Raw genomic sequence first — 15,248 nt, forward strand, 5'->3', positions numbered from 1 at the left:
GGACGCCTCCCGGCCGACCACAACCAGCCCTATGGAGTCAGCTATCCCGATTCCACGCAACCGCTGCACGCTCTAAGAGCCAGTTCTGGCGATGGTCGGCCTTTGACGCTGAGAACGCCATAGCAGCCTTCAGATCCCACTCAGCGGGCCAAACAGTATGGGACCCTCAGGGCTATCGCTGCAACCTGCGTTAAGATCACGAAGGTATTACCGGCTGCGCCGGCTGGGCTGGAAAAGTGTGTTTTACTGGCCCTCTACATGATCACGGCGGACACTTACGAGATCATCTTCCAAATACGCTTAAAGGACAGAATTTCCGGTTCCATAAAGGGCCTTCTGCGAAATTCGTTTGCGCGTTGGTGCTGGTATGGCGGACAACCCCTCCGCTACATTTCCGAGGGAAACCGGCCGATCCGCGCCCCGTTCCCACCCACTTCCCCACCAGTGCGGTCCATGTCGTCCACGCCCACTGCTGAGCGGCTTTTCAGAATGACGAAATTGCGCGGCGGGTTTTCACGCGTGTATGTGACTGAGCCAAAGCGCCCATGAAAAAGGGCCGCGCTTGGTCTTGTGACCATGTTCGCAGCCCTTGAGCCCGTATTTGCCCCTACGGGAGTCTTCCTATTCCTACCTCTCCGGAGGTATGCAACAAGCATATAAACTTGAATTGGAATGTTAATCCTATTAAGAATTTAAATAATGGGCACATTTCTTCTTCCGTTTGTCGGCTACACGACAGACGGAAGAGGTTTGACTGAGTACATGGATCATACCGGCTTTGTTTTATTTGCCCCTACAGGCCGATCCTTGGAGCGCCCCTCGAAAGAGAGGGCGCTTTTCTTTTGATCGCACAGATTTTCAGGAAATTTAGCCTCGCTCTCCTAGCCATTCCATACTGGGGCTTATGCGAAAGTAGCTTGCGCTTTCAAGTGCATGGTTGCGCTGCAGCATAGGCCATCTGGTTGAATTTTTTCCCGAATGCAGGGCTGGTATAGGTTGGGTTCGCTGGAAGGAGAACCCGTTGAGACCCCAAGACCGCGACGAGCTCGCCAAGCGCCGGAAGCTGGAGGCGATCGAGGCCGAACTGGCGCGACACCGGAGAGTGGCCCATGTCACCGTACCCTTGGTTGTACTCCTGAACGCCGTGCTTCTGGCCCTGCTGGCCTACCATCTCTTCGGCCACAATTGAGCGCCGCCACTCGTGTTCCATACTGTGGGTTAAGCGAAATTCACCCTGCAATCCGCTACTTCGGTGTTCTTGAGCCTCAAGCGGGCTTCTCCGCGGTATCAAGTTCGGGGTGGTTCCGGACCAACTTTTCCCGATCCATGGCCAGGTTGTCCCAGGTCTTGGCCATCTCCAGAAGCTGATTGCGCTGCTCGCCCTCAGGCACCTGCTTGGCGAGCACCCGGCATTCTTCAGCGTGCTTTCTGTACTCTGCTGCGGTTTTTATCGTTCCCAAGGCATCTCACGAAGAAGTGCCTTTTATGGGGTGCGACGGCGGAACGGCAACAGCCCCGCCTTTGATCAGGCCAGAGCGTGCATGAAAAAGGGCCGCTCCCGATCTTGTGACCGTGTTCGCGACCCTTTGAACCGTATTTGCCCTACGGTGACGCCTGGATATCTACCTCGTCCGAGGTATGCAATAAGTACAAATCCCTAAGTCAGGACTGCCCGGTGTCAGAATACCGCAAGCAAACCTGATCTAAGCCAGTGACAGAGCGCATCTGAGCTGAATAGATGATCGTCATCGGGCCATTTTTTGCCCCTACGGTTCCGACACCTCAAGCGCCCTCTTCGGACGGGCGCTTTTTCTTGGCCGTCGCGGCCTTCTACTTTCATTCCATACTGCGCCTTCCGCGAAAGCGGACGTCAGCCGGCCAGACGCCGCCTCCACCTCATCGAGGTCACTGTGGATCTCGTTCATGGTCATCTGGGGCCGGTGCAAGGTGCTGTCTCGACCAATAATCAGCAACGGCCGCTGAGTTCTTTAACTTAAGTTTTCGTAGAATGGATTCTGCGTGAACTTTGACAGTTATGGTATCGATTCCAAGTACCCGCGCAATCTGCTTGTTAGTGGCTCCCTTCGTAAGCAGATGCAAAACTTGGATTTCCGAGCTGGACAACTCAGCCATCAAAGAAAGGGCGTTCATATCCCCTAAGGCAGGAGTACCGCCAGCTCCCTGAGATGAGGCAAGGCCTCTCCAAGTACTCTTTGTTCTATCCAAAAACTGATCGTAAGCAGCTTTTTTTCTTGCATATCCCTCTTCATCATCCAGATCGAAGAAAAGGATAAAGACGTGTTCGCGAATTGCCTCGCGAGTCGCCTGATCGTCGCGCCATGACCTGCCGCTCCTGTCCATCTGATGGTTGATGATCAGAGCTATCTCTTTCAGCAGCTCAATGGTGTCATCACACCCGAAATAGCGGCTGAGGAGGTCCTCTTCGCGAAACGACTGCTCAAGCCTATGCTCAATCTCTTGTGTGATTGAGCGTCCAGAAGCAGATGCCGCACGCTCTAATCTGTCACGCATCTCTTCGGTTGTTCTGAAACTGACAGGAGGGCGTCGTCCCTCTCTCTCAGCGGCTTTTTGAGCCATCGGTCTCACTTTCACAGTTTGTATTTAAATATACATACAGGGTCTTGACGTATGTGCAAGTGCCGTGAGAAACCACTTTTGTAGTTAAATATGCCTACAAGGAGGCATTCATCATGGAACCCGTTTGGAAGGAAGCACTTGAGGGCCTCGCTTTGTGCGTAGATCAAATGGGTCATGTCCTTGGCCTCGAACGTTCTGCTGCATACAAAGCCGTGTGGTCAGGACAAATTCCGAGCATCAGGATCGGTGGAGCCATCCGGGTTCCGACTGCTCCTCTGCGCCAAATGCTTGACCTTGATCAGGTAGAGGGTGCCTGATCAATGGCTACAACCACGCTCAACCTCCGTGTTCAGCCCTATCGTCTCCTTACGAAGACGGAGGCTGCGCATTACTGCCGTCGCTCAATCAGGAAATTCGAGGACCAATGCCCTGTAAGGCCTGTCCTCATGGCTGACGGGGATCGCCTGTGGGATGTTCGGGACCTCGATGGCTGGATTGATGGCCTCAAGACTGGAAAGTTGGACGACGCCGAAGCCATTGTTGCGAGGCTCGGATGACGGTAGTCCGGATCAAAGGCTTTCAGATCTTTAAGGACCGCCATGGAACATGGCGTTGCTATCATCGGAAGAGCCGCACATCAGTCGACTTGAATAAGGCCCCGCTGGGCTCCGCCGAGTTCTTCGCTGAGTGCTCAAGGATCACCGCCTTTGACTGCTGGGACCCCTAAGCCCGGTACGCTCGGGATGCTCATCAATGACTACCGCGCCCATCCTGCCTTCACAGATCTGGAGCCACGGACGCGTTCTGACTATCAGCGTGTATTTGATTATCTAAAGCCGATTGCAGACACTCCCCTCGTTCGCTTCGACAGACCCCTTATCGTGCAGATCCGTGACAAGGCTGCCGTCAGCAAAGGGCGAAAGTTCGCCAACGACGTGAAAGCCCGCTTTTCCGGGCTCTTCGGGTGGGGCGCAGAGCGCGGATATCTGGCTTCGAATGTTGCCTCGGGTATCAAGGATATCCGCCGCAAGAAGGGACTGCCTGACGCGAATCGACCTTGGAACGACGGGGAGCGGCACGCCGTTCTTGAGGCCATGCCGGATCACATGAAACCGGCGATAGCCTTGATGATGTTCACGGGGCTCGGTCCGAAGGATGCACTGACGCTTCCCAGAAGCTTTCACAAGGATGGGGAGATTGCCACCAAGCGCTCAAAGACGGGCTCTCCTGTCTTCTGGCCCATCCCCAATGAGTTGGCGGAGGTTCTCGGCAACGCTCCGAAGCACAATGCAACTACGCTCTGCGCAAACTCAAACGGCCTGCCATGGACCGAGAGCGGGTTTAGGGCATCCTGGCGCCCCATTCGGCTGAAGCTGGAGCAGGAAGGCCGCATTGGACCCGGCCTCACGCTTTACGGGCTTCGGAAGACTGTGGCCGTGTTTCTCCGTGAGATTGGCTACGATGAACGGACTATCGCTGATGCTCTTGGGCAGAAGACGATTGAGATGGCCCGTCATTACGCCAAGGGCGCTGATTTGCGCCCAAAGATGCGCAACGTGGTCAATTCCTTAGACACGGAACTGAGCAAACGGCGCACAAAAACTGTCAACCCTATGGGCTGAAAGTGTCAAACCCACCTGCAATCTAAATGGAGATGAAGAGAAAGATGAGTACTTACAGAGACATAGTTGGCGATCCCGGGAAGACTCGAACTTCCGACCTTCGGTTTAGGAAACCGCTGCTCTGTCCTGCTGAGCTACGGGACCGCTTGAGAGCAGGGCATTTAGCATGGTCGGCAGGGTCATTCCAGTGGGTTTCAAACCGGAGATCGGGATCGGGCGGCTCTTCCGGACGATTGCGGCGTCAGGCGGAAGGAACTCCCTACGGCCAAGCCGGTTGGTGAAGGCAACCGGAGGCACATCATGGCGCAGACGCTTCGCGATTTCCTGAAACAGGTCGAGAACCTTCCCCCAGACACCCTGCTCTGCGTCGCAGAGGTGGACGAGGCTTTCGCCGCCCATGTGGCGGAGATCGAGATCATCGAGGATGCCAAGCCCCAGAACCGGAAGGCGGAAGGCACCGAGGCGGTGGAACTCGGCAACGGCAAGGAACGGGTAGTGGTGATCCGCTGGTAGCCCCGGAAGGGCGCCGATTTCCTCGCGAAAACCCACGGATCTTGGCCGCAACAAATTGCCGGCGCTGGAATTGACTTGCCGAGGCGGCGGCATCCGGCCCCGGAGCGCCGCTCCAGGACGCCATGAAAATCGGTCAGGATCTCACCATGACGAAGAGCATCCCAGGCTTCCGCACGAACCCGGAAGGCATCCCGCAGGAAGGCCATGGCGGCTCGAACACCCATGACATCCAACGCCAGCAGGGCAAGGACGGCAACGGCGCCCAGAAGCGGCAGCAGGAGAAGAAGTCATGAGCAGCACCGGCAACCGCAGCAATCCGAACCAGACCCGCATCGCGGGCCACCAGGAGCACGACGAGCCCAGCCCCGATGCAGGCGGCAAGCCCGACATCGGCCGGCAGGGCGGCGCGACCCATCAGGAGAGCCGCGACCACAACAAGCACAACAACGCAGGGCAGAGCGGGCACAAGCCACAGCAGCACAGCCCGGAGCAGGAAAAGCACTGATCCGACCATTCCAAGCGTAGCCGTTTCATCGTGAAGGGTTATGATCCCGTCCCATGACGGGATCGACCCTGCGGATGCTGCTGGCCCTGTGCCTCGGACCTGCCCTGGACATGGGCACCCGGGAGGCTCTCGCGCAGGTGCCGCCCTCGATGCGCCGGCCTGCGGAGTGCGCCGGTAAGGCCCGACCCGACCGGCTGCAGGGCCTCACGCCGGAGGGCGATCTCATCCTGATGTCGGGCGGTCTGGCTCGGCTCGTGGGGATCCGTCTGCCCGACACCGCGCCCCACCGCGAGCAGGCCATCGCGTGGCTGCAGGCGCAAGCCGGCCATTCCGTCCTCGTGCAGGGGCCTGAGGGGCGCGACCGCTGGGACCGGCTTTCCGTCCGTATCCGATCGTCCGCCGAAACCCCGGCGCTCGACTGGGCGCACGGAACGGTCGAAGCCGGCCTCGCTCTGGTCGATGCGGGGCTGGACGGCGTCTTCTGCCAGCCCGAACTCCTCGCCTTTGAGGCCACAGCCCGCGAACGACGCCTTGGTGTTTGGTCCGATGAACGCTATAAGCCCCTTGATGCAAATCATTCCGAGCGCCTGCGCGAGCGGATCGGCAGCTTCGTGCTGGTCGAAGGCCGCATCAGGAGCATCGGCGAGCGCAAGCAGCGCACCTATTTGAACTTCGGGGGGCTCTGGGCAGAAGACTTCACAATCATCATCCCTAAGACAACCTGGAAGCAGATGTCGGATCGCGGCCTGGGCGTAGAGACGCTCGAAGGCCGGCGGATCAGGGCCCGAGGCATTTTGCAGCCTTGGCAAGGCACGGCTTTCTCGATTGTCATACCGGACATGATCGAACGTCTCGAGGGTGATCGTCTGCCACGATGAACGAGCATGATCAGAACACGTCGACCAAGTAGCACCGGAATCCTCGGCAGCCTCATGCTCGCAGTCATCCTTGCGGGCTGTTCCGGGTTCGGCGGAGATGTTTCTCTGCCGGCAAACGCCCCGCGGGTGATCAGCCCCGACCGCGACCGCGATCATGTGCGCCTCGTCAGGGCCTTCGGGGGCGAGGGCCGCGCCCCGCAGCTCCAGCAGCTCCTGACCGATGTGACGAACCGGCTCGTCATGGCCAGCGACAGGCCGGACGAATCCTTTCAGATCACGATCCTCAACTCGCCCGTGGTGAACGCCTTCGCCCTGCCGAACGGGCGCCTCTACGTGACCCGCGGACTCCTGGCGCTCGCCAACGATACGTCCGAGGTGGCCGCCGTCCTCTCCCACGAGATCGCCCACGTGACCCTGCGCCACGCTTCCCAGCGCAGCGAGCTACAGGCCCGCTCGGCCCTGATCGAGCGCGTGGCCGAGAACGTGCTGAACGATGCCGAGGAAGCGGCCGTGGCGCAGAACCAGTCCCGCTCGACCCTGGCCAGCTTCTCGCGGGCGCAGGAGCTCGAGGCGGATCAGACCGGCGTGAAGGTTCTGGCCCGCGCCGGCTTCGACCCCTTTGGGGCACCGCGGTTCCTGACATCCCTCGGGCGCTCGGGCACGAGTTCGGACAGCCAGACGGGAGACCGGTCGGCCTCCCACCCAAGCACCAACGATCGCGTCTCACGGGCCTTGCAGGCGGCGCGGCGGACGGGGCTGGCCGGCAGCGGCGAGGCCGGGCGGCTTGCCTACCTCACCGCCCTCGACGGGCTCGCCTATGGCGACGATCCCGCCGACGGCGTCGTGAAGGGCCGCCGCTTCATCCATTCCCGGCTCGGAGTCGCCTTCGAGGCGCCCGATGGCTTCAGCCTCGAGAACACCTCCCAGGCGGTGCTCGGATCCTCCGGCGACGGCGATCGCCGCCTGCTCTTCGATGCCGCCGACACCCCGGAGGGACAGAGCCTGGAAGACGTGCTGCGCTCCACCTGGACCGACACCATCGAGCCCGGCACCCTGACGACCGGCACGGTGAACGGCCTTCCCGTGGTGACGGCCCTGTCCAACGGCAAGGAATGGACCTTCCGCCTCTCGGCCATCCGGATCGGCAACACCACCTACCGGCTCATCATGGCGACCCGCGGCAACAGGGGCGATCTGGACCTGATCTTCCAGCAGACCCTGAACAGCGTCCGGCAGGTGCAGCCCGAGGAGGCAAGGCGGATCAGGCCGCTGAAGCTGCAGATCGTCACCGCCCAGCGGGGTGACACCGCGCAGACGCTCGCTGCCCGCATGCCGGTCGACCGCCCCCTGGACCGTTTCCTGCTGCTCAACGGGCTCGACAGGAACGCTCCTCTGAAGGTGGGGGAGCGCTACAAGATCGCGGTGGAATAAGAACCCTGCCGCCAGGCCCCAAAACAGCATCGGCGAGGCGGTTACCCGCCTCGCCGATCAGGATTTCAAGAGCGCCTGTGCGCCTTAGACGAAAGCCCCGGAGGCCTGGGGATAGCGCTCCACGAGGGCGCGCTTCAGCTTTTCCAGGGCGCGGTTTTCGATCTGGCGGACCCGTTCCTTCGAGATACCGAGACGGTCGCCGAGGAATTCCAGCGTCACCTGCTCGTCGTCGAGGCGGCGGGCGCGCAGGATGCGCAGCTCGCGTTCGTTGAGGACTTCGAGGGCTTGTTGCAGCCAGCGCACGCGGCGCTCCGTGTCGATCGAGTCGGTTACGGTCTCGTCGGGCAGAGGGCTGTTGTCGACGAGAAACTCGACGCGTTCCGCGGAATTCGACGAGTCGGCGTCCAGGACCGGTGCGTTGAGCGACGTGTCCGGTGCCGACAGGCGGGCATCCATAAGCGCCACATCGGCCTTCGAGACGCCGATCGCCTCTGCGATCTTCGCATGAACCTCCGAAGAGATGCGCTCTTCCCCGCCACGGGTGAGACGGGCGCGCAGGCGGCGCAAATTGAAGAAAAGGGCTTTTTGAGCGGAACTCGTTCCGCCGCGGACGATTGACCAGTTACGAAGGATGTAATCTTGCACGGAGGCGCGGATCCACCAGGTCGCATAGGTCGAGAAGCGGACCTCCCTTTCGGGCTCGAACCGGGCCGCGGCTTCCAGAAGACCCACATGGCCCTCCTGAACCAGATCGGCCATGGGCAGGCCATAATGGCGGAAACGGGCTGCCAGCGCGATCACCAGGCGCATATGGGCAGCAGTCAATTGATGAAGTGCCGCCTCATCGCGGTTCTCTTTCCAGCGCACGGCAAGAAGGTGCTCCTCTTCTCTTTCGAGAAAAGGTGCATTCATTGCAGCGCGGACGAACCGGCGGCGAACCCCTGAGATTTCTCCCATTGTGTCCTCTCCCTTGGCAGAGACACAACGAGCGAGGCCGCTAAAAGTTCACTTCTAACAGCCAAGTTCTGCAAAATAGATTCCGACCTTCGAAAAACAAGGTTTCGGACATAAAAAAGCCCGACCGAAGGCCGGGCTTTTGAAGATTCGGGAAAGCTTACGATCAGGCGGCCTCTTCCTGCAGATCGTCGCCCTCGGCATCGCCGTCTTCGGCGCCCTTGACGCGCCGCGGGGACTTGGCGAGGCTCTGCTCGATGAGCTTGAGGGCCTCCGTATCCGTGATCTTGTTCACGGCCGCGATCTCGCGCACGACCCGGTCGAGGGCGGATTCGTAAAGCTGGCGTTCGCTGTAGGACTGCTCGGGCTGGGCCTCGGAGCGGTAGAGATCGCGCACGACTTCCGTCACGGCGATCAGGTCGCCGGAATTGATCTTGGCCTCGTATTCCTGGGCGCGGCGCGACCACATGGTGCGCTTCACGCGGGCACGACCCGTCAGAACGTCCAGAGCCTTTTGGACCAGAGCCGGTTCGGCGAGCTTGCGCATGCCGACGCTGGAGGCTTTACCCGTCGGAACGCGAAGGACCATCTTGTCCTTGTCGAAGGAGACGACGTACAGCTCCAGTTTGAACCCTGCGATTTCCTGCTCTTCGATGGCCGTGATGCGGCCGACACCGTGAGCGGGATAGACGATCGCTTCACCGGACTTGAACCCAAGGCGCTGGGCGGACTTCTTGGCGGTTGTCATGCGAGAGAGGCCTCCTTGCATGGCCCTCGCCTGGACGGCGAGGGAGCTGTTGTCTCACTGGGCAGGGCCCCAGCGGAACGAGGATAGGATGTGAGTGTCACGGAACTTGACTATTCCGCTCGTCTCCCTGATGTAAGCCAGCGGCTACAAACGCTCATGCCCTTGACCAAGGCAGCAACGCTCCCTTAAGTCAAAGGACGCGGATCTTTGCTTCATTATGTGAACCGCCGGTCTGCGGGGACGGTGCACGGCTTGAGCGCAAGCGACGGCATTTATGGACCCTATCACAGGCCGGCCGAAAAAGCAAAAATATTTCAAAGCACAGCGTTAAGGGAGCCCACCTGAGTCAGGGCTGAAGCTTAGTCGCCTTCGCCGGGATTGGGCGAGAAGAACGCCTCGAACTTGCCCGCCACGCCGTCGAATTCCTTCGCGTCGCCGGGCGCATCCTTCTTGACGGTAATGTTGGGCCAGCTCTTGGCCATGTCGGCATTGAGCTTCAGCCATTGCTCGAGGCCCGGCTCCGCATCGGGCTTGATGGCCTCGGCCGGGCATTCCGGCTCGCAGACGCCGCAATCGATGCACTCGTCCGGGTGGATGACGAGCATGTTCTCGCCCTCGTAGAAACAATCGACCGGGCACACCTCGACGCAGTCCATGTATTTGCACTTGATGCAATTTTCAGTGACGACGTAGGTCATGAACGGTCCTTCGGGAGTCTGTTCCAATCGAGAGAGATGCTGCCGCTCTCGCGCATCGTGCGGAAAAGTGGATCCGGATTTCCGGTCCACACGATGCGCTCTTCAAGAATGGAGCATCGGATGGATCCAAAAAGTGCCAATCCAATTTTGGGTTCGATGCTCTAGCGGTTGTCAGGGTTGCTGACAAGCGCCCCGTTGTCCTGGCTGAGATCCAGGTAGAGCAGCCTTGCTTCCGTTGCAGGGCCCCGGCGCTCGCCGAGGGCCTCGACCCGGACCACGAGGGTGGCCCGGGGAAGTGCGATGGTCACCACGTCACCGACGGACACCGCCTTGGCGGCATTGTCGGTGCGCTGTCCGTTCAGGCGGACATAGCCGCTGGTCACCATCTTGGCGGCCAGCGTCCGGGTTTTCGCGAAACGCGCGAACCACAGCCACTTGTCGAGCCGCTGCCGGTCCTCACGCATGGCGTCAAGGCCTCACTTCTTGCTGTCCTCGAGCTGGGCCTTGAGGGCCATGAGCTTGGCGAAGGGCGAGTTCGGGTCCGGCTGCTTCTCGCGCCGGTCGCGACCGCCGTCATGACGGTTGTCGGCGCGCTTGTCGGGCCGGGGTCCGCGACGCTCCTCGCCACGGCGGCCTTCCCCATGACCTGCCCCATGACCTGCCCCATGACCTGCTCCATGGCCTGCGCCGCGCGGCGGACGGTTCTGGGGCCGGCCGCCCTCCCCCTGCCCTTCGCGGCGCTCGGGACGCGGTCGGCGCTCGCCCGCCTGATCGCCCTGGCCTGCTCCATGGCGCGGACGACGGTCGCCGCGATCCTGGCGCTGCTCAGGGCGCTCCGAACGTTCCCCCCGTTCGTGACGGCCGCCGCGGGCGTCGCGACCCTGACGGGCCTGCGCGCCTTCGTGATGGCGACGGCCCTGGCGCCAGACCTCGATCATCTCGGGCTCGGCAGGAGCCGTTTCCGCCGGGGCAGCCTCAGGCAAGGCGTCCGCGTCGGGAGCCATCGTCCCGCCTTCGGGCGAAGCCACGGCTTCGGCGGCGCTGGCCTCGACCTCCTGCTCGGAGACGGACGCCTCGGGAGCCTCGACGGCGACCGCACCGATTTCCTCGGTGCCGACCGCAGCCTCGGCTGCCTCGGCCGAGGCATTGTCGGCCGGAGCCTCCTCAGCCGGAGCGGCACTCTCACCCTCGGGTGGCGCGGGCTGGGGCTCGACGGCCCGCGGGGCCTCCACCAGCGGCACCGTTACGGCAGGACCGGGACGGCGCTCCATGACGTAGCCGAGGGACTTCAGGATCGTGGCGAAGTCCTCGCCGGCGCAGCCCACGAGAGACGTCATGGCAACGGTCGGCACGAAGCCCTCGCCATCGGCTGCGCCCGCCGGCGGCTCGCCGGGGGTGACGCCGGGACGATAGGCGATCGCAGGACGGATGAGGTCCGCCAGGCGTTCCAGGATGTCGACGCGCACGGCGCGGCCGCCGAGCACCCGGAAGCCTGCGGCCCGGTACAGCCCATGGCCGATCTCGGGATCGACCGGGATCGAGGTACGGCCGGACTGGGCGAGATGAGCGATCTCGTCGATGCCCTTCTGGTCGAGGCCGCCGTTCTGCAGCGCCCAGAGCTGGGTCGCGAGCACGCGGGGCGCCGGCTTCAGCAGGGCAGGCAGGTAAAGATGATAGGCGCCGAAGCGCACGCCTGCCTTGCGGAGCGCCGCTCGGGCTTCCTGATCAAGGCTGCGGACCTCGTTGAGAACCTTGGAACGCTCCAGAACGCCGAGCGCCTCCCCGATCTGGAACCCGATGCCGCGGGCCAGGCCCGTGAGTTCCTGGCTGTCCTCGAGCTGCAGCAGCGGGCCCAGCAGGCGCACCACATAGGCCTTGAGCCAGGCGCGCAGGCGATTGTCCACCTTGTCCCGGGCCGGACCGGTGAGATGCTCGTCCGAAAGGATGCGCAGGCGCGGCTCGAAGAGCTTGTCTCCGGGCTCCAGCTTGGCCACCGGGTCGCCCATCCACCGGATGGTGCCGTCGTTGGATAGCACGAGCATCGTGTCGGGGGTTTCGGCGAACCTTTCCGCCCGCGCCTCGATTTCGCCGGCCAGCGCCTTGCCGGCGGCATTGCGCAGGGTCTTGACCTCCGTGGTGTCGGCCTGGGGATCAGGCACGAAATGGAAGCCGTGCAGGTGACCGATGTGCTGACCTTCGACGGTGACGTCGCCGGTGGTCGTAATTTCCGCTTCGAGCATCTTGTTCTCTCTCAAGCGCCGCATGAGAACGCTCGTCCGCCGGTCGATGAACCTTTGGGCGAGGCGTTCATGGAGCGCATCCGATAGCTTGTCCTCTACCTGACGCGCAACATCCTGCCAATGCTCCGGATCCTTCAACCAATCGGGACGATTGGCAACGAAGGACCAGGTCCGGACCTGGGCGATGCGGTTGGAGAGGGTGTCGATATCCCCATCCGTCCGATCCATAGCGGACAGATGGCGGGCGAACCAGTCGGCCGGGATGGCCCCGTCCTTCATGAGAAAACGGTAGAGCTGGCCGACGAGATCCGCATGGGTCTGCGGCGAAACCTTGCGATAATCCGGAACCTGGCAGATCTGCCAGAGCCGTTCCACGGCGTATTGGGAGCGGGCCATGGCCTGGATGTCGTCCTCCCGGACCAGAACCTCGAGGGCCGTGACGTCCTCGCCCGTGGGAGCCCGCACGAGGCCATGTTCCCGCGGCTGGCTCCCAAGCGAATCGCGCAGGCGCGCAAGCGTGGAGAAATCGAGATCAGGATTGCGCCACTGCAGGATCCGCACCGGGTCGAAGGTGTGGTTTTCGAGGGCCTGGACGGTCTCCGCGTCGAAGGGCGGGCAGCGGCCGGAGGTGCCGAAGGTGCCGTCGCGCATGTAGCGGCCGGCGCGGCCGGCGATCTGGGCCAGCTCCGGGTTGTTCAGCTTGCGGAACTGGAACCCGTCGAACTTCTTGTCGGACGCGAAGGCCACGTGGTTCACGTCGAGGTTGAGGCCCATGCCGATGGCGTCGGTGGCGATGAGATAGTCCACGTCGCCGTTCTGGAAGAGCTCGACCTGGGCGTTGCGGGTCCGGGGCGACAGCGCGCCGAGCACCACGGCCGCGCCGCCGCTCTGGCGGCGGATGAGTTCGGCGATGCCGTAGACCTCCTCGGCCGAGAAGGCCACGATGGCCGAGCGCCGGGGCAGGCGCGAAACCTTCTTTTCGCCCGCGAAGGAGAGATTCGACAGGCGCGGCCGGGTGACCACGTGGACCCCGGGGATCAGCGCCTCGATCAGCGGGCGCATGGTGGCCGAGCCGATGAGCAGCGTCTCCTCGCGCCCGCGCTGGTTCAGCAGGCGGTCGGTGAAGACGTGGCCGCGATCGAGGTCGCTGGCGAGTTGGATCTCATCCACGGCCACGAAGGCAACGTCCAGATCCCGGGGCATCGCCTCGACGGTGGAGATCCAGTAGCGCGGCCGGTCCGGCTTGATCTTCTCCTCGCCGGTGACCAGGGCGACGTTGTGGGGGCCGGCCTTCTCCACCACCCGGTTGTAGACCTCTCGGGCGAGCAGGCGCAGGGGCAGGCCGATCATGCCGCTGTCATGGCCGAGCATGCGCTCGATGGCCAGATGGGTCTTGCCGGTATTGGTCGGGCCGAGCACGGCCGTGACGCCGCGCGAACGCGCCTGCGGGGGAAGGGAACGACGGGCCATGCCTGGATGTCGGGTAATGCTTGAACGTCCCGGATAACGAGAGGCTACAGGGCTGGACGCCGGAGCCGGGAGCCTTCTCTTCAAGGCAGCCTGGCCCTCGCGGCCGGCTGCGGGCTATGCCCTTATATGGGCACGAGCGCCGCTTTCGCTACCCGCAGCGGGCGCTTTCGTCAGGGATTTTCAGGTCTTATTGGACGGTGCCCGCCTTGACGGCATCATCCGCCCGCACAGCCCTGCGCGCCGGCGGGGACGCCTTGCCGTCCCCTTCCAGGGACCAGAGGGAAGCCTGCATTTCGCCCACACCGATCATCGTGCGCACGGAGACCTTCAGGGGAAAGAGCAGGCGCGGCCCCTCGACGGGAGCAAGCCACACGGACATGTCCCGGTTCTCCTGCATGAACTTGGTCGCCGGGCGTTCGGACCGATGGCCGGAGACCGGCACGTAGCGGGCATTGCAGACCAGAACCGGACCGGAATAGCCCGCCACCTCGATGGTCTTCGTCTCCGCGTAGCTGAGGACCACGTTCATGCGGGATGCCCCGTCGAAGACGGGAAGGGTCCGGTTGCAGTTGTCCGGATCGGTCAGGCTCTTCGACGCCAGGGCCGGCATGAGCAGCGCGCTCATGGGATCGACCACACCCTTCTTATCGACGGGCTTGACCGGAACCCGATCGGCCTTCGGCTCGAGGGGCGGGTCGATCTCGACCTCAGCCACCTGGCCACCCTTCAATCCCATGCGGACGCTGCGCTGGTTGTCGGAGGTCTTCGACACCACGGCGAAGCTCGCCGAGCGGGGCTTGGCCCCCGTGAGGGTGCCCGAAGCGGAAGCCTCACCCTTGCCGCCGGTCAGGATCATGGCGAGGCCGGTCAGCTTCGCATTGCCCTGCATCGTGTATTTCGACCCGCGGAAGGACGAGACCAGGTTTGCCTTCCCCAAAGGCAGGCCGGCCAGGGAGAGGTCGTACGTCACCGTGAGGGTCTGTCCTTGAGCGAACGAAGCCGTTCCGGCAAAGGCCAAGGTTGCGATAGCTGAAGCGATGAGGCGCATAGGGCTCTTCCGATAGTCTATTCTGTTGCATCGCACGAGATTCAGAATAAATGATGACCATGGTGCCGCAAAAAAACGAGGTGCGGCGTCGCACTATTCTTGACGCACACCCCCTTTTCGGCCTATAGGCTCGCACCTTCCAAGGACTTCTGGTGTCCGGCCGCGTGGGATCTGCGATCAGGCAAACCCGCGAATTGTGGTCGCGACCCTTTACAAGACGAATAGGATTGAACCCATGTCGCGCCGTTGCGAACTGACCGGCAAGGCCGTGCTGAGTGGCCACCTGGTGAGCCACTCGAACCGCAAGACGAAGCGGAAGTTCCTGCCGAACCTCTGCAACGTCACGCTCCAATCTGATGCTCTGCAGCGCTCCTTCCGCCTGCGCGTCACCGCCAATGCGCTCCGCTCGGTCGAGCACCGCGGCGGCCTCGACGCCTTCCTGGCCAAGGCCAAGGCTGAGGAGCTCTCCACCACCGCCCTGGCGGTGAAGCGCGAGCTCGAGAAGAAGCTCGCCGCAGCGAGCTGATCTCGGATTGCTGAAAA

At 62.5% G+C, this 15,248-nt stretch carries 16 protein-coding genes and 1 tRNA gene; 8 read left to right on the forward strand and 9 right to left on the reverse strand.

The window, feature by feature from the left end; all coding sequences use genetic code 11:
- Positions 1-1,021: 1,021 nt before the first annotated feature.
- Positions 1,022-1,189 carry a hypothetical protein gene (locus AC0QTX_RS22265; protein ID WP_474606010.1) on the forward strand — a complete coding sequence of 56 codons (168 nt, stop codon included), beginning with the start codon at positions 1,022-1,024 and terminating at the stop codon, positions 1,187-1,189.
- Positions 1,190-1,265: 76 nt separating this feature from the next.
- Here the strand turns inward: AC0QTX_RS22265 and AC0QTX_RS22270 are convergent, their stop codons facing one another.
- Positions 1,266-1,406, reverse strand: coding sequence for a hypothetical protein (locus AC0QTX_RS22270; protein WP_474606011.1), 141 nt, complete (start codon positions 1,404-1,406; stop codon positions 1,266-1,268).
- Positions 1,407-1,905: 499 nt separating this feature from the next.
- Positions 1,906-2,598: a LuxR C-terminal-related transcriptional regulator gene (locus AC0QTX_RS22275; RefSeq protein ID WP_474606012.1), complete on the reverse strand. Its 693-nt coding sequence runs from the start codon at positions 2,596-2,598 to the stop codon at positions 1,906-1,908.
- Between the two features lie 743 nt (positions 2,599-3,341).
- Between AC0QTX_RS22275 and AC0QTX_RS22280 the strand changes: the two genes are divergently transcribed.
- The gene (locus AC0QTX_RS22280) at positions 3,342-4,220 is read left to right on the forward strand and encodes a tyrosine-type recombinase/integrase (protein WP_474606013.1); all 879 of its coding nucleotides are present in this window, start codon (positions 3,342-3,344) and stop codon (positions 4,218-4,220) included.
- Between the two features lie 67 nt (positions 4,221-4,287).
- On the opposite strand, the gene AC0QTX_RS22285 is transcribed toward AC0QTX_RS22280, so the two are convergent.
- Positions 4,288-4,364 (reverse strand) — tRNA-Arg (locus AC0QTX_RS22285).
- Positions 4,365-4,520: 156 nt separating this feature from the next.
- On the opposite strand from AC0QTX_RS22285, the gene AC0QTX_RS22290 reads away from it, so the two are divergent.
- The 5 genes from AC0QTX_RS22290 to AC0QTX_RS22310 all read left to right on the forward strand — a co-directional run bounded on the left by AC0QTX_RS22290 (position 4,521) and on the right by AC0QTX_RS22310 (position 7,547).
- Positions 4,521-4,733 carry a sugar phosphorylase gene (locus tag AC0QTX_RS22290; RefSeq protein WP_199046244.1) on the forward strand — a complete coding sequence of 71 codons (213 nt, stop codon included), beginning with the start codon at positions 4,521-4,523 and terminating at the stop codon, positions 4,731-4,733.
- 146 nt (positions 4,734-4,879) lie between these two features.
- Entirely contained in the window at positions 4,880-5,026 is a 147-nt protein-coding gene (locus AC0QTX_RS22295; protein WP_474606014.1) for a hypothetical protein, read from the forward strand.
- On the forward strand, positions 5,023-5,238 hold the full coding sequence (locus tag AC0QTX_RS22300; RefSeq protein ID WP_474606015.1) for a hypothetical protein: 216 nt from the start codon (positions 5,023-5,025) through the stop codon (positions 5,236-5,238). The genes AC0QTX_RS22295 and AC0QTX_RS22300 overlap by 4 nt, the downstream gene beginning before the upstream one ends.
- Positions 5,239-5,291: 53 nt before the next feature.
- Positions 5,292-6,116, forward strand: a complete 825-nt coding sequence (locus AC0QTX_RS22305; protein ID WP_474606016.1) for a thermonuclease family protein — start codon at positions 5,292-5,294, stop codon at positions 6,114-6,116.
- Positions 6,117-6,122: 6 nt separating this feature from the next.
- On the forward strand, positions 6,123-7,547 hold the full coding sequence (locus AC0QTX_RS22310) for a M48 family metalloprotease (RefSeq protein WP_474606017.1): 1,425 nt from the start codon (positions 6,123-6,125) through the stop codon (positions 7,545-7,547).
- An 84-nt stretch (positions 7,548-7,631) separates the two neighbouring features.
- Here AC0QTX_RS22310 and AC0QTX_RS22315 read toward each other — a convergent pair whose 3' ends face one another.
- The 6 genes from AC0QTX_RS22315 to AC0QTX_RS22340 form a co-directional block, all read right to left on the reverse strand.
- Positions 7,632-8,504, reverse strand: a complete 873-nt coding sequence (locus AC0QTX_RS22315; RefSeq protein WP_474606018.1) for an RNA polymerase factor sigma-32 — start codon at positions 8,502-8,504, stop codon at positions 7,632-7,634.
- A 163-nt stretch (positions 8,505-8,667) separates the two neighbouring features.
- The gene (locus AC0QTX_RS22320) at positions 8,668-9,249 is read right to left on the reverse strand and encodes a CarD family transcriptional regulator (protein WP_474606019.1); all 582 of its coding nucleotides are present in this window, start codon (positions 9,247-9,249) and stop codon (positions 8,668-8,670) included.
- A 359-nt stretch (positions 9,250-9,608) separates the two neighbouring features.
- A complete protein-coding gene (gene fdxA / locus AC0QTX_RS22325) occupies positions 9,609-9,947 on the reverse strand; it encodes a ferredoxin FdxA (RefSeq protein WP_474606020.1) in 339 nt (112 codons plus the stop codon).
- A gap of 161 nt (positions 9,948-10,108) precedes the next feature.
- A complete protein-coding gene (locus AC0QTX_RS22330; RefSeq protein WP_474606021.1) occupies positions 10,109-10,411 on the reverse strand; it encodes an RNA-binding S4 domain-containing protein in 303 nt (100 codons plus the stop codon).
- 12 nt (positions 10,412-10,423) lie between these two features.
- Positions 10,424-13,657, reverse strand: coding sequence for a helicase-related protein (locus tag AC0QTX_RS22335; protein WP_474606022.1), 3,234 nt, complete (start codon positions 13,655-13,657; stop codon positions 10,424-10,426).
- Between the two features lie 187 nt (positions 13,658-13,844).
- Complete coding sequence (locus tag AC0QTX_RS22340) at positions 13,845-14,705, reverse strand: DUF3108 domain-containing protein (protein WP_474606023.1); 861 nt, start codon at positions 14,703-14,705, stop codon at positions 13,845-13,847.
- A 235-nt stretch (positions 14,706-14,940) separates the two neighbouring features.
- Here AC0QTX_RS22340 and rpmB point away from each other — a divergent pair, with 235 nt between their 5' ends.
- Complete coding sequence (gene rpmB / locus AC0QTX_RS22345; RefSeq protein WP_036358230.1) at positions 14,941-15,231, forward strand: 50S ribosomal protein L28; 291 nt, start codon at positions 14,941-14,943, stop codon at positions 15,229-15,231.
- Positions 15,232-15,248: the final 17 nt, after the last annotated feature.

The sequence above is a fragment of the Microvirga sp. jy35 genome (assembly GCF_056148915.1).

Bases quoted from the DNA above. Each gene is read 5' to 3' on its own strand.
- AC0QTX_RS22320 (WP_474606019.1), bottom strand. From the start codon at position 9,249: ATGACAACCGCCAAGAAGTCCGCCCAGCGCCTTGGGTTCAAGTCCGGT.
- AC0QTX_RS22315 (WP_474606018.1), bottom strand. From the start codon at position 8,504: ATGGGAGAAATCTCAGGGGTTCGCCGCCGGTTCGTCCGCGCTGCAATG.
- rpmB (WP_036358230.1), top strand. From the start codon at position 14,941: ATGTCGCGCCGTTGCGAACTGACCGGCAAGGCCGTGCTGAGTGGCCAC.
- AC0QTX_RS22310 (WP_474606017.1), top strand. From the start codon at position 6,123: ATGATCAGAACACGTCGACCAAGTAGCACCGGAATCCTCGGCAGCCTC.
- AC0QTX_RS22290 (WP_199046244.1), top strand. From the start codon at position 4,521: ATGGCGCAGACGCTTCGCGATTTCCTGAAACAGGTCGAGAACCTTCCC.
- AC0QTX_RS22275 (WP_474606012.1), bottom strand. From the start codon at position 2,598: ATGGCTCAAAAAGCCGCTGAGAGAGAGGGACGACGCCCTCCTGTCAGT.
- AC0QTX_RS22340 (WP_474606023.1), bottom strand. From the start codon at position 14,705: ATGCGCCTCATCGCTTCAGCTATCGCAACCTTGGCCTTTGCCGGAACG.
- AC0QTX_RS22330 (WP_474606021.1), bottom strand. From the start codon at position 10,411: ATGCGTGAGGACCGGCAGCGGCTCGACAAGTGGCTGTGGTTCGCGCGT.
- AC0QTX_RS22305 (WP_474606016.1), top strand. From the start codon at position 5,292: ATGACGGGATCGACCCTGCGGATGCTGCTGGCCCTGTGCCTCGGACCT.
- AC0QTX_RS22300 (WP_474606015.1), top strand. From the start codon at position 5,023: ATGAGCAGCACCGGCAACCGCAGCAATCCGAACCAGACCCGCATCGCG.
- AC0QTX_RS22280 (WP_474606013.1), top strand. From the start codon at position 3,342: ATGCTCATCAATGACTACCGCGCCCATCCTGCCTTCACAGATCTGGAG.
- AC0QTX_RS22295 (WP_474606014.1), top strand. From the start codon at position 4,880: ATGACGAAGAGCATCCCAGGCTTCCGCACGAACCCGGAAGGCATCCCG.
- fdxA (WP_474606020.1), bottom strand. From the start codon at position 9,947: ATGACCTACGTCGTCACTGAAAATTGCATCAAGTGCAAATACATGGAC.
- AC0QTX_RS22335 (WP_474606022.1), bottom strand. From the start codon at position 13,657: ATGGCCCGTCGTTCCCTTCCCCCGCAGGCGCGTTCGCGCGGCGTCACG.